12 protein-coding genes and 1 pseudogene are annotated in these 12,453 nt (G+C 73.9%); 2 read left to right on the top strand and 11 right to left on the bottom strand.

Features of this window, described 5'->3' with window-relative positions:
- Nucleotides 1-25: 25 nt before the first annotated feature.
- The 4 genes and pseudogenes from VGP36_03800 to ftsY all read right to left on the bottom strand — a co-directional run bounded on the left by VGP36_03800 (nucleotide 26) and on the right by ftsY (nucleotide 4,366).
- Complete coding sequence (locus VGP36_03800; protein ID HEV7653847.1) at nucleotides 26-364, bottom strand: P-II family nitrogen regulator; 339 nt, start codon at nucleotides 362-364, stop codon at nucleotides 26-28.
- A complete protein-coding gene (locus VGP36_03795) occupies nucleotides 361-1,701 on the bottom strand; it encodes an ammonium transporter (protein ID HEV7653846.1) in 1,341 nt (446 codons plus the stop codon). Before VGP36_03795 ends, VGP36_03800 begins: the two co-directional genes overlap by 4 nt.
- Before the next feature lie 206 nt (nucleotides 1,702-1,907).
- Complete coding sequence (locus VGP36_03790; protein ID HEV7653845.1) at nucleotides 1,908-3,380, bottom strand: FAD-binding protein; 1,473 nt, start codon at nucleotides 3,378-3,380, stop codon at nucleotides 1,908-1,910.
- Nucleotides 3,381-3,433: 53 nt separating this feature from the next.
- Nucleotides 3,434-4,366, bottom strand: a pseudogene (ftsY, locus tag VGP36_03785) (signal recognition particle-docking protein FtsY).
- A gap of 307 nt (nucleotides 4,367-4,673) precedes the next feature.
- Between ftsY and VGP36_03780 the strand changes: the two are divergent.
- Nucleotides 4,674-5,165: a hypothetical protein gene (locus VGP36_03780; protein HEV7653844.1), complete on the top strand. Its 492-nt coding sequence runs from the start codon at nucleotides 4,674-4,676 to the stop codon at nucleotides 5,163-5,165.
- 177 nt (nucleotides 5,166-5,342) lie between these two features.
- Here VGP36_03780 and VGP36_03775 read toward each other — a convergent pair whose 3' ends face one another.
- From VGP36_03775 to mutM, 6 genes are all read right to left on the bottom strand, one after another.
- Nucleotides 5,343-5,690, bottom strand: coding sequence for a type II toxin-antitoxin system VapC family toxin (locus VGP36_03775; protein HEV7653843.1), 348 nt, complete (start codon nucleotides 5,688-5,690; stop codon nucleotides 5,343-5,345).
- Between the two features lie 22 nt (nucleotides 5,691-5,712).
- Complete coding sequence (locus VGP36_03770) at nucleotides 5,713-5,967, bottom strand: hypothetical protein (GenBank protein HEV7653842.1); 255 nt, start codon at nucleotides 5,965-5,967, stop codon at nucleotides 5,713-5,715.
- A gap of 311 nt (nucleotides 5,968-6,278) precedes the next feature.
- On the bottom strand, nucleotides 6,279-9,923 hold the full coding sequence (gene smc, locus VGP36_03765) for a chromosome segregation protein SMC (GenBank protein ID HEV7653841.1): 3,645 nt from the start codon (nucleotides 9,921-9,923) through the stop codon (nucleotides 6,279-6,281).
- A 373-nt stretch (nucleotides 9,924-10,296) separates the two neighbouring features.
- The gene (locus tag VGP36_03760; GenBank protein HEV7653840.1) at nucleotides 10,297-10,488 is read right to left on the bottom strand and encodes a hypothetical protein; all 192 of its coding nucleotides are present in this window, start codon (nucleotides 10,486-10,488) and stop codon (nucleotides 10,297-10,299) included.
- Between the two features lie 145 nt (nucleotides 10,489-10,633).
- Nucleotides 10,634-10,915 carry an acylphosphatase gene (locus tag VGP36_03755; protein ID HEV7653839.1) on the bottom strand — a complete coding sequence of 94 codons (282 nt, stop codon included), beginning with the start codon at nucleotides 10,913-10,915 and terminating at the stop codon, nucleotides 10,634-10,636.
- Between the two features lie 2 nt (nucleotides 10,916-10,917).
- A complete protein-coding gene (gene mutM, locus VGP36_03750) occupies nucleotides 10,918-11,775 on the bottom strand; it encodes a bifunctional DNA-formamidopyrimidine glycosylase/DNA-(apurinic or apyrimidinic site) lyase (protein ID HEV7653838.1) in 858 nt (285 codons plus the stop codon).
- A 45-nt stretch (nucleotides 11,776-11,820) separates the two neighbouring features.
- Between mutM and VGP36_03745 the strand changes: the two genes are divergently transcribed.
- A complete protein-coding gene (locus VGP36_03745; GenBank protein HEV7653837.1) occupies nucleotides 11,821-12,237 on the top strand; it encodes an SRPBCC family protein in 417 nt (138 codons plus the stop codon).
- Nucleotides 12,238-12,300: 63 nt separating this feature from the next.
- On the opposite strand, the gene VGP36_03740 is transcribed toward VGP36_03745, so the two are convergent.
- Nucleotides 12,301-12,453: putative dsRNA-binding protein (locus tag VGP36_03740; GenBank protein ID HEV7653836.1), on the bottom strand; the 153-nt coding region annotated here is incomplete at its 5' end.

Raw genomic sequence — 12,453 nt, 5'->3', positions numbered from 1 at the left:
GCACCGGACCGGGTCCTGGACGTGCTCAGAGCGCGTCTGCTCCGCGCTCGCCGGTACGGACCCGCACGACCGAGTCGACCGGGGTGACCCAGACCTTGCCGTCACCGATCTTGCCGGTGCGCGCAGCCTCCATCACGGTGTCCACGACCTTGTCCGCGTCGAGGTCGTCCACGAGCACCTCGAGCCGGATCTTCGGCACCAGGTCCACTGTGTACTCCGCGCCGCGGTAGACCTCGGTGTGGCCCTTCTGCCGGCCGTAGCCGCGGACCTCGCTGACGGTCAGCCCGAGCACGCCGAGTGTCTCCAGCGCCGCCTTCACGTCTTCGAGCTTGAACGGCTTGACGATCGCGGTCACGAGCTTCACGGAGCGACCTCCTCACGGTGGTGGTGCGCCGGCGCCCGCTCGGAGTCGGACATCGGAACGGCACCGACGGAGCCGCCGAGAGTACTGAACTCGTACGCCGTCTCGCCGTGCAGCGCGTAATCGAGGCCCTCGTCCTCCTCGTCCGCCGGCACCCGCATCTTGATCACCAGGTTGATCACGAACGCGATGATCATCGTCATGACGAACGAGTACGCCATGACCGCGATGACCGCGAGCGCCTGCTTGCCCAGTAACCCGAAACCGCCGCCGTAGAACAGGCCGTCCGCGCCGAGCGGGTTGGTGTCGACGGTCGCGAACAGGCCGACGCAGAGCGAGCCGAGGATGCCGCCGATGAGGTGGACCGCGACGACGTCGAGCGAGTCGTCGATGCGGACCATGCCCTTCAGCGCCACGGCCAGGGCGCACGCGCCGCCGGCGATGGCACCGACCGCGATCGAGCCGAGCGGGCTGATGAAGCCCGCGCACGGGGTGATCGCGACCAGGCCGGCGACCGCACCGGACGCCGCGCCGAGCGTGGTGGCCCTGCCGTCGCGGAGCTTCTCCACGCCGAGCCAGGCCAGCATCGCGACCGCGGTGGCGGTGTTGGTGTTGACGAAGGCGTACCCGGCCAGCTGGTTGGCACCCAGCGCCGAGCCGGCGTTGAACCCGAACCAGCCGAACCACAGCAGGCCGGCGCCGAGCAGGACGAACGGCACGTTGTGCGGCCGCATCGGCTGGCTCGGCCAGCCGCGCCGCTTGCCCAGGAAGATCGCCAGTGCGAGACCCGCGACACCGGCGTTGATGTGCACCACGGTGCCACCGGCGAAGTCGAGCGCGCCCCTCTTGAACAGCCACCCCTCGGGCGAGAACACCCAGTGGGCGACCGGGCTGTAGACCAGGATGGACCACAGCGCGATGAACGGCACGAAGGCGCCGAACTTCCACCGGTCCGCGGTCGAGCCCAGGATCAGGGCCGGGGTGATCACCGCGAACATGAGCTGGAAGACGACGAACACCATCGGCGGGATGACCTGCGCGAAGCTGTCCGCGTAGCCGGGGAGCTGGTCGCCGATGTGCTGCAGGCCGGCCAGCCGGAAGTCGCCGATGAAGCCGTTGCCCTCGCCGAAGGCGAGGGAGAAGCCGCACACCACCCAGACCAGGCTGACGATGGCGATGGTGACGTAGTTCTGCATGAGCATGGCCAGGGCGTGCTTCGCGCGGACCATGCCGCTGTAGAAGAACGCCAGGCCGGGGGTCATGAGCAGTACCAGCGCAGCGCTGGCAAGTACCCAGGCGGTGGCGCCGGTGTCGACGGTGCTGAAGTCGAACGGTGGCACTGCCCCTCCTCTCGCTGACGGGGTTTGGCAGAAAGGTTCCAGCGAGAGGTTTCCGAGGCGGATCCCGGCTGTTTCCCGGCCGTGAACTCACCGGCCCTTGCGCTACGGCCGGGTTTCGTCACACCGGGCGGACGCCGTCCGGAACGGTGATCTTCACCCGTCCGGAGCAAGCCCCGCAGTCACGGGGACACGGCGCGCCGGTCGTGCTACCGCGGCGGCCCGAAGATCCCCTGTCCCGGGGAGAGTACCCGCCGGGGGTCCCACTCCGCCTTCGCCGCGACCAGGGCCGGGTAGTCGGCGCCGTAGCTCGCGGCCCAGTCCGCCGGGGTGAGCGGGACCGAGCCGACCGGGTAGCGCTTGCCGCCGACGGCCCGCGCCCGGTCGTACAGGACCCGGTTGTCGGCCCGCTGCCGCAGCGGGTCGGCCGGCGGCACGGTCGTGCGCAGCAGCGAGAAGAGGAACGCGACCGGCTCCCGCGGCCGCTGCACGAACCGGGGCCCGACCAGCCCCGGCCGGAACGGGTAGAGCAGCACCGGCCCCTGCCCGGTGTCGGCCAGCGTGAGCGTGTCCAGCGTCGCCGCCACCACCGCGCGGGTCCGGCTGTCCGGCAGGAACACGTCGATCCAGGGGTGCGGCAGCGTCCAGGCGCCGATCGACTTGAGGAAGTCGACGGTCGGCTTCAGCCGGTTGACCCACTCCAGGTACGTGTAGTCGGTCACCACCGTCCGGGCCGGGTCGAAGCGCAGGCCGCGGGTGATCCGGGCGTCGTCCGGCGGCGTCCCGTCGTGGTACGCCGCGGCGTCGACGAAGAAGTCCCAGCCGGTGTCGGCGGCGTTGCGGGTCGCCTGCCCCTCCAGCGAGCTGAACCGGCGCCCGGCCAGCAGCCGCCGCTGGTCGGCCAGGTACGTGTCCAGGTCGGTGTAGAAGAGCTGGTAGCCGCGGGCGGCGGCCGGCGCCGGGATCAGCCGTACGGTCGCGCGGACGACGATCGCGAGCTGGCCCAGGCTGCCCAGCACGGCCTCGAACAGGGCCCGGTGCCGGCTGGGCGAGCAGCGCACCAGCTCGCCCTCGCCGGTCACCACCTCCAGCTCCAGCACGGTGTCGACCTGCATCCCGTACGTCTGGGTGGTGCCGCCGATGCCGCCGACCGAGATCGTCCCGCCGACGGACAGCTCGACGTAGTCGGTGAAGACCGGCGGGGTCAGGCCGTGCGCCAGCGTGGCGGTGACGAGCTGCAGCCAGGTCACGCCGGCGTCCACGACGGCCCGGTCGGACCGGATCTCGTGCACCTGGGCCAGCGTCGTCGAGTCCACCACCACCCCGGCGTGCACCTGGGACTGGCCGTCGGTGCTGTGGCCCTGCCCGCGCATCGACACCGCGATCCGGTGCCGGTCGGCGAAGCGGACCAGCGCCACGACGTCCCGGACCGAGCCCGGCCGCAGCACCGCGACCGGCGTCCGGTGCACGATGTGGCCGAAGTCGTCGGCCACCGCGGCCAGCACGGCCGGGTCGGTGGTCAGCTCCCCGTCCAGGTCCGGTACGGACACCGCGCCCGCCGGCGCGCCCTCGGCCGCCTCGGCCGCGGTGACCCAGCCGCCGCGCAGCGGGTCGAACGCGACGATCGCCGCCCCGGCCAGCGCGGTGCCGAGGAAACGGCGGCGGTCCAGGGAAAAGGACATCGGGTCCTCCGGTGGGCTGGCGGGCACGAGACCGCCAGCTAACACCACCGGACCTACGAGGTCTCTCCCAACAGCGCGTCCACGAACGACTCGGGCTCGAACGGGGCCAGATCGTCCGGCCCCTCCCCCAGCCCGACCAGCTTCACCGGCACGCCCAGCTCCCGCTGCACGGAGACCACGATGCCGCCCTTGGCCGTGCCGTCGAGCTTGGTCAGCACGATGCCGGTGACGTTCACGGCCTCGGTGAACACGCGGGCCTGCACGACCCCGTTCTGGCCGGTGGTGGCGTCCAGGACCAGCAGCGTCTCGTCGACCGCGGTCTGCTTCTCGATCACCCGCTTGACCTTGCCCAGCTCGTCCATCAGCCCGACCTTGGTGTGCAGCCGGCCGGCGGTGTCGATGATGACCGTGTCGACGCCGAGCTCGTCCTCGGTCTCGGTGCCGCGCTTGACCGCGTCGAACGCGACGCTGGCGGGATCGCCGCCCTCGGGCCCGCGGACCACTTGGGCGCCGACCCGGCTCGCCCACGTCTCCAGCTGGTCGGCGGCGGCGGCCCGGAACGTGTCGGCCGCGCCAAGCAGCACCGTGCGGCCGTCGGCGACCAGCAGCCGGGCGATCTTGCCGCAGGTGGTGGTCTTGCCGGTGCCGTTCACGCCGACCACGAGCAGCACCGCGGGACGGCCGTCGCCGTGCGGGACGGTGTGCAGGGTGCGGTCCATGTCCGGCTGCAGCGCGGTCACCAGCTCGTCGGCCAACAGCGCCCGCAGCTCGCCCTCGGAGCGGGTGCCGAGCACCTTGGTCCGGGTCCGCAGCCGCTCGACGATCTCACCGGTCGCGCCCACGCCGACGTCCGCGGTCAGCAGCGCGTCCTCGATCTCCTCCCAGGCGTCCTCGTCCAGCTTCTCCCGGGACAGCAGGGTGAGCAGGCCGCGGCCGAGGGTGGACTGGGAGCGGGACAGCCGGCCCCGCAGCCGGGCCATTCGCCCGGCGGCGGACTCCGGGATCTCCAGGCCCGGCCCGGTGGTGTCGACCGCGGTCCCGCCGCCCGGCTCCGCCTCCGGTTCGGTGTCGGCCTGCGGCCGTACGCCCGGCTCGACCTCGGTCCGCTCCTGCGGCGTCACCGGCGGCAGGGTCGCCGATCCACCCCGCCGGCGCGGCACCACGAAGGCGGCCACGGCGACGATCAGCACGACCAGGATGACGATCCCGAGGATCAGGAACTCCATGCCGTCGAGTCTCCCAGCCCGCCCCGCGAGGGTGTGTGGCGGTGGTGCCGGGGGGAACAATCCCGGCATGTTGCTCGTACGACCGCGCGGGAGCTTCCGCCAGGGGTTCGACGTGCTGGATCAGGGCGGGGCGCCGGTGGGCGCGTTCCTGGGGTCGGCCTGGCGGGAGAGCGGGCGGATCCAGGCCGGCGGCGAGGAGTGGGAGTTCCGGCGGGAGCGCTACCGCCGGCTCTCCCTGGCCGGCCCCCAGGGCGTGTACGCCGCGGCCGAGCGGGTCTCGCTGTGGTCGGGTCGCTGGCGGCTGACGACCGGCGGGCAGGCGTACGAGCTGGTGAAGGGTGGCTGGTTCTCCCGCCGGTACGAGTTGCTGGCCGGCGACGCGGTGGTCGGCGAGCTGGCGCCGCGGGGAGTGTTCGGCTCGAAGGCCGCGGTGGAGCTGCCACCCCAGCTCCCACCGGCGGTCCAGGTCTTCGTCATCGCCGTCGTCATGACCCTCTGGCGCCGCGAACAGAACTCCGCCAGCGGAGCCGCCGCCGGCGCCGCCGGCGCCTCCAGCTGAACCGCAACCCCGCACCGCACCCAAGTCCCGCCCGGGGGCTACGGAGGGCCGCCCCGACAAGCAGTGGACCTGATGGGGTCCTCCGCCCCCGGCGGGGCTCGGTGGAAGACCTCGGGCCGGGCCCCGCACCGCACCCGAGTCCCGCCCGGGGGTTACGGGGGCCGCCCCCGACAGGGACTAGGCGTGCAGGACTTGGGCGGGAAGGCGGGGGCTGGGGATTCTGTCGTCGGTGGTGACGAGGGGGCAGTCGAGTTCGACGGCGAGGGCGACGTAGAGGGCGTCGTAGGCGTTGAGGTGTCCGCGCAGGCCCCAGGCGCGGTCGAGGAGACCGTCGAGGGGGACGCGCTCGACCGGGGCGATGCGCAGGTCACCGACCGCGAGCGCGGCCCGTTCGGGCGAGATCGCGCGGGTCCGTTCCAGCCCGCGCAGGGCGGAGAGCACCTCCGCGTCGATCACCGCCGGCGCCACCAGCTGGCGGTCGTCCACGACCGCTTGCACGGATTCGGCACGCAGCGTGCGCAACAACAGCTCGAGGAGGGCTCCCGCGTCAATAACGCAGTACACGGGCGGCCCGCGTGTCGCGGTCGTGCCGCGACCCGTCCAGCGCCCCCGCGACGTCCACTTCCCGGACCGGCTCCCGCTGGGCCAGCGACGCCAGCCACTCCCGGGTCGACGGCTTGCCGGCGTCCCGCTCCAGCAGCTTCAGCACGTAGTCGGACAGCGTGATCTGATCCGCCGCAGCGCGCTCGCGCAACCGGCGGTGCAGATCAGGCGGCACGTCCCGTACCTGGATCACGGACACGAGACAAGATGTTAGCCCTCACCGGGCGTGTCTGTATTGCGACTAGGAAAACTTTGCTGCATTCGGCCGCAAGAATTTCCTCCGAACGGAGCGCCGGACGGAGCACCGACCGAGCCCCGGACGCGACGGGCGCGCAACGGGCGTGTGGCAGCCGTGAGCCGGCCGTGAGACCGCCGCGGGGCAGCCGTGAGACCGCAGTGAGACCGCCGCGGGACAGCCGTGAGACCGACGTGAGCCCGCCGTCAGACGGCCGGCGCGGTCGGCAGCCGGCACACGGTGACCACCCAGGAAGTCTGCCGTGAGACCCCGGCCTACGCGGACTCCCGCTCGCGCAGTCGCTGGCTGATCACGGTCGTGATCCCGTCGCCACGCATGCTCACGCCGTACAGCGCGTCGGCGATCTCCATCGTCCGCTTCTGGTGGCTGATGATGATGATCTGGCTGGTCGAGCGGAGCTCCTCGATCAGCGTCAGCAGCCGGCCCAGGTTGACGTCGTCGAGGGCGGCCTCGACCTCGTCCATGACGTAGAACGGCGACGGCCGGGCGCGGAAGATCGCGACCAGCAGCGCGACCGCGGTCAGCGACCGCTCGCCGCCGGACAGCAGCGACAGCCGCTTGACCTTCTTGCCCGGCGGCCGGGCCTCGACCTCGATGCCGGTGGCCAGCATGTCGTCGGGGTCGGTGAGCACCAGCCGGCCCTCGCCGCCCGGGAACAGCGTCGTGAAGACGGTCTCGAACTCGCGCGCCACGTCGTGGTACGCGGCGGCGAACACGTCGTGGATGCGCTCGTCGACGTCCCGGACCACGGTGAGCAGGTCCCGCCGGGTCGCCTTGAGGTCCTCCAGCTGGGTGGACAGGAACGCGTGCCGCTCCTCCAGCGCCGCGAACTCCTCCAGCGCCAGCGGGTTCACCTTGCCCAGCAGGGCCAGGTCGCGTTCGGCCCGGGCGGCCCGCTTCTCCTGCACCGCCCGCTCGTACGGCAGCGGCAGCGGCAGGTCCTTGCCCTCGGTCTCGGCCTTGACCAGGTCCGCGGCCGAGGGCGGCACGGGCTGGTCCGGGCCGTACTCGGCGACCAGCGCGTCGAGGTCGACGCCGAACTGCTCGACCGCGACGGTCTCCAGCTGCTCGATCCGCAGCCGCTGCTCGGCCCGGGCGACCTCGTCGCGGTGCACCACGTCGGTGAGCCGCTCCAGCTCGGTGGCCAGCTCGCGGCTGGACGTGCGCAGCGCGAGCAGCTCGCCCTCCCGGACGACCCGGGCCTGCTGGGCCGCGTCCCGGTCGGCGACCGCGATCTCCAGCGAGCCGGCGATGCGGGTCAGCGCGGTCTGGGCCGCGGTCGCGACGGCGGCGGCGACCGCGGCGCCGCGGGTCCGGGCGGCCCGGCGCTCCTCCAGCCGGGCCCGGGTGGCCCGCTCGGTCTGCGCCGACCGCAGCAGCTGGTCGGCCCGGCCGGACAGGGCCCGGACCCGCTCCTCGCCGGTACGGACGGCCAGCCGGGCCTCCATCTCGGCCTGCCGGACGTCGGCCCCGCGGGCCTGCAGCGCGTCCCGCTCGTCGGTGGAGGGCTCCTCGTCGACCGGGATCTCCTCGGCCGCGCTGAGCCGCCCCTCCAGGTCGGCCAGCCTGGCCACGTCCTGCTCGCGGGCGTCCGCGGCGGCGGCCCGGGCCTTGTCCATCCGGTCGGCCTCGGCCGCGGCCGAGCGGGCGCCGGCGCCGAGCCGGCCCAGCTGCTCGGCGACGGCGTTGAGCTGCGCGTCGGACTCGTTCAGGCGGGACAGCGCGACGTCGACACCGCGGCGGGCCTCGTCGGCGGCGGTCTTGGCCTCGGCCAGCTCGGTCGCGGCCGCGGCCCGCGTCGTCTCGGCCTCGCCCAGCTTGGTCTCGGCCTCGTCGACCGCGGCCTGGACCTCGATCACGCTCGGCGCGCTGGCCGAGCCGCCGACGGCCCAGTCGGTGCCGAGCAGGTCGCCCTCGGCGGTGACCGCGCGGACGCCGGCGTGCGACTCGACCAGCGCGTGGGCCGCGTCCAGGTCGGCGACCACGGCGACCAGGTCCAGCGCGCGGGCCAGCGCGGGCCGCAGCGCCGCCGGCGCCTCGACCAGGTCCAGCGCCCACTCGGCCCCGCCCGGCAGCGCCGGCCACCCGGGGCGGTCCACCGCGGCAACGAGCCCGGGCAAAGGGAGGCCGGGTGCGGGCGGCGACCCGTCGCCGGACGACCCGCGAGGAAGAGCGAGGGGAGCGCCGCCCACCAGCAACCCCGCGCGGCCGCCGTCCTCCTCCTTGAGTACTCGCAGCGCGTCGGCGGCGTCGGCCGGCGAGCCGACCGCGACCGCGTCCGCGATGCCGCCGAGCGCGGCCGCCAGCGCGGGCTCGTGCCCGGGCCGGACGGTCAGCAGCGCGGCGACGGAGCCGAGCAGGCCGGGCAGCCGGGCCCCGGCCGCGAGCAGCGCGCCGGCGCCGTCCTTGCGGGTCAGCCCGAGCGCGAGCGCGTCCTTGCGGGCGGTCCAGGTGGCCCGGTCCCGCTCGGCCTCGCGCTCGGCCTCGCCCAGCGCCCGGACCCGGGCCCTGGCCTCGTCGTACGCGGCGACCGCGGCCTCGTGCCGCTCGTCCAGCCCGAGCTCGCCCTCGTCCAGGGCGCCGACCTGGCCCTGCAGCGCGTCGAACTCGGCCTGGGCCGCGGACGCCCGCTCCCGGGCCTCGGCCGCGGCGGCGGCGAGCCGGTCGATCTCCTCGGCCTTGGCCGTCAGCCGGGTCCGGACGGCCTCGACCTGGCCGCCGAGGCGGGCCAGCCCCTCGCGGCGGTCGGCCACGGCGCGGACGGCGGCGACCAGTGCGCGCTCGGCCGCGGCCAGCGCCCGCTCCAGCTCCTGCCGCTCGGCCACCGCCTCGCCCAGCCGGCCACGGTCGTCCTCCAGGGCGTCGCGCAGCGACTCCTCCTGGGCCCGGACCTCGGCCGCCTCGGCCTCCATCGCGGCCGGGTCGCGCCCGGTCCGGGCGTCGTCCTGGGAGGCGGACAGGTGCCGGCCGCGCTCGGCCGCCAGCCGGTGGGTGCCGCGGAAGCGCTCCTCCAGGGCGGACAGCCGGTACCAGGTCTCCTGGGCCCGGGCCAGGGCCGGCGCGTCGGCGGCGATCGCCGCCTCCAGCTCGGTCTCCCGGGCCTGGGCCGCGGCCAGGTCGCGCTCGACGACCGTGCGCCGCTCCCGGACCGCGCCCTCGTCGGCGACCTCGCGGGCCAGCGACGTACGCAGGCCGTCGAGGTCGTCGGCCAGCAGCCGGAGCCGGGCGTCGCGCAGGTCGGACTGGACGGTGGCGGCACGGCGGGCGACCTCGGCCTGCCGGCCCAGCGGCTTGAGCTGGCGCCGCAGCTCGCCGGTGAGGTCGGTGAGCCGGGTGAGGTTGGCCTGCATCGCGTCCAGCTTCCGCAGCGCCTTCTCCTTGCGCTTGCGGTGCTTCAGGACGCCGGCCGCCTCCTCGATGAAGCCGCGCCGGTCCTCGGGCTTGGCCTGCAGCACGGAGTCGAGCTGGCCCTGGCCGACGATGACGTGCATCTCGCGGCCGATGCCGGAGTCCGAGAGCAGCTCCTGGATGTCCAGCAGCCGGCAGGACGAGCCGTTGATCTCGTACTCGCTCTCGCCGGAGCGGAACATCCGGCGGGTGATGGAGACCTCGGTGTAGTCGATCGGCAGCGCGCCGTCGGAGTTGTCGATGGTCAGCGTCACCTCGGCCCGGCCCAGCGGCGGCCGGCCGGCCGTGCCGGCGAAGATGACGTCCTCCATCTTGCCGCCGCGCAGGGCCTTGGCGCCCTGCTCGCCGAGCACCCAGGCCATCGCGTCCACGACGTTGGACTTGCCGGAGCCGTTGGGCCCGACGACGCAGGTGATGCCCGGCTCGAAGCGCAGGCTGGTGGCCGAGGCGAAGGACTTGAAGCCCTTCAGCGTGAGGCTCTTGAGGTGCACGACTCTCCGGTAGCGGACGGCGGCTGGGCCGGCTCGGGGAAGGGCCCTCGTGCAGACGGTACCTGGTCCCCGGACCTGATCCGCGCCCGCCGCTCGGCCGCACGCAGGAGGTTGCCCGCGGCGACGCCGAGGTGCAGGTTTGGTTGTGAACCGGCACGACCGGACGTCGAGCACGGCGCGTCACCACGCGACCGATGCGGAAGTTCGGGCGTACGCGTACGCGGCGCGACCAGGCGCGGTGTCGCGCGTGTGTGCCGGGACGTCAGGGGTGCGCGACCACCAGCGGCGCTACCGCGCTGGGAGATCGCTGCATCGCCCGCGTCCGATCCGGGACGCGGTGTCACGGTGGGCCGGCAACCGGCCGGCCCGGACCTCAGGCCAGGACGGGTTCGGGCAGCTCGGAGAGCCGCCGGAGACCACGCTCCAGATCACTGGTCTCGCGCTCGGTACGCAGTCTCGTGACCTCGGCTTCCAGGTCGCGTACTCGCGAACGCAGGAACGTCACCTCGTCTACGAGACGACGATCCGAAACAGAACCGACATAGCCGAGAAGGGCCTTCGCCATCTCGTGGGCCTCCACACCAGACGCTTCGGTGGGTCTTGGAAGGGGCACGCGAACCAAGGCATGACCCGGTGCGTGCAACAGGTATAGGGTCGCACGGACCGGCACGACGGTCAACGTCCTGGTCGCTGCGTGTGTCCACAGCGTGTTAACGCTCTGCGAACCCGGTGATCCCTCCGCGCGAATCGGCCCAGCGTTCGACTACCGTCCGTACGCGTCCGGGGCTGCCTGGTCCGTTCAGGGCGTCGAGCAGGGCCTGTACGGACGGGCGCGGCCCCTCCGCGACGACCTCGACCCGGCCGTCCTCCAGGTTGGCGGCCCAGCCGACCAGGCCGAGCTCCAGCGCCCGGGCCCGCACCCACCAGCGGAAACCGACTCCCTGCACGCGCCCGTGCACCCAGGCCGTCAGCCGTACGTCCGGCCCGGGCACGGTCACCACCGGCCGCGGCGCGGCCGCGGCTGGCAGCGCGGGCAGAAGTAGGACGAGCGGTTCATGAACGGCTCCCGGCGGATCGGCGTGCCGCAGCGCCGGCAGGGTTCGTCCCGGCGGCCGTACACGTCCAGTGAGCGGTCGAAGTAGCCGCTCTCCCCGTTGACGTTCACGTAGAGCGAGTCGAACGAGGTGCCGCCGGCGTCCAGTGCGGCGGACATCACGTCCTGCGCCCCCTGGACCACGGCGGCCACGGCCGGGCGGGTCAGCGTCTCGGTCGGCCGGGCGTAGTGCACCCTCGCCCGCCAGAGCGCCTCGTCGGCGTAGATGTTGCCGATGCCCGAGACGAGCGACTGGTCCAGCAGGGCCCGCTTGATCCCGGTCCGCCGCCGCCGCAGCGCCGCGGTGAACGCGGCCAGGTCGAAGGCCGGGTCCATCGGGTCGCGTCCGATGTGCGCGATCACCGCCGGCACCCCGTCGACGGTCGGCTCCACCGACAGCCCGCCGAACGTGCGCTGGTCGACGTAGCGCAGCTCCCGGCCGCCGTCGGTGAACGCGAGCCGGGCCCGCAGGTGCGGGCCGTCCGGCGTCTCCGGCGGCTCGACCAGCAGCTGGCCGCTCATCCCGAGGTGGCCGAGCAGCGCCTCGTCGGTGCCGGACAGCGGCAGCCACAGGTACTTCCCGCGCCGCCGGGCGGCGGTCAGCGTCCGGCCGGTGAGCCGGGCGACGACGTCGTCCGGGCCGGCGACGTGCCGGCGGGTCGCCCGCGGGTGCAGCAGCTCGGCCTTCGCGACCGTCCGGCCGACGACCCAGCGCTCCAGGCCGGTGCGGACGACCTCGACCTCGGGCAGCTCGGGCACCCGGCCACGGTAGCCCCGGGGTACGACCGGGTAGATCATGCGGCCATGGAGTACGAGCAGAGCCGCCGCATGCCGGCCGCCGCCGACGTCGTGTTCGACATCATGTCCGACGTCGACACCATGCAGCGCTGGCTGCCGACGACGATGGAGGTCGCCGACGCCGGGCCGGACCGGGTGCACGTCGAGGGTGAGGCCGGCGGCCACCACTACGCCACCGACGGGCTGTTCCGGGCGGAGAAGCAGCAGCTGCGGATGGAGTGGGGCAGCGAAGGGCCCGACTACGCCGGCTGGGCGCAGGTCTACCACGAGGGCGACGACGCGTCCGAGGTGAACCTGCACCTGTCGTTCTTCGGCGACCAGCCGGAATCGCACCGCGGTGCCGCCGCCGACCGCATGCGCGAGGGCATGCAGGAGGCGCTGGAGCGCCTGGAGGAGGAAGTGCGCCACCGCTCCAACGCCTGACCGCCCGACCCGCCGGCCGCACCGGCGAGGTGGTGGACCCGGAGGTACGGGGGCCGCTCCCGGCTATTTACGGCCCTGGAGGGTGGTCCAGGCGGCTTCGGCCGCCTTCTGCTCGGCTTCCTTCTTGCTGCGCCCGGCGCCGCTGCCGAAGGACTCGCCGCCGACCCGGGCCATCGCCGTGAACGACTTGGCGTGGTCCGGGCCCTCCTCGCTCAC

Source organism: Mycobacteriales bacterium, assembly GCA_035995165.1.
Taxonomy (GTDB): domain Bacteria; phylum Actinomycetota; class Actinomycetes; order Mycobacteriales; family CADCTP01; genus CADCTP01.
The sequence above is the reverse complement of the archived record's forward strand: the minus strand, read 5'-3'. Positions and strand labels throughout refer to the sequence as shown.

Coding starts and splice junctions, on each gene's coding strand:
- VGP36_03790 (HEV7653845.1), bottom strand. CDS start 3,380: ATGTCCTTTTCCCTGGACCGCCGCCGTTTCCTCGGCACCGCGCTGGCC.
- VGP36_03780 (HEV7653844.1), top strand. CDS start 4,674: ATGTTGCTCGTACGACCGCGCGGGAGCTTCCGCCAGGGGTTCGACGTG.
- VGP36_03760 (HEV7653840.1), bottom strand. CDS start 10,488: ATGGCGAAGGCCCTTCTCGGCTATGTCGGTTCTGTTTCGGATCGTCGT.
- VGP36_03745 (HEV7653837.1), top strand. CDS start 11,821: ATGGAGTACGAGCAGAGCCGCCGCATGCCGGCCGCCGCCGACGTCGTG.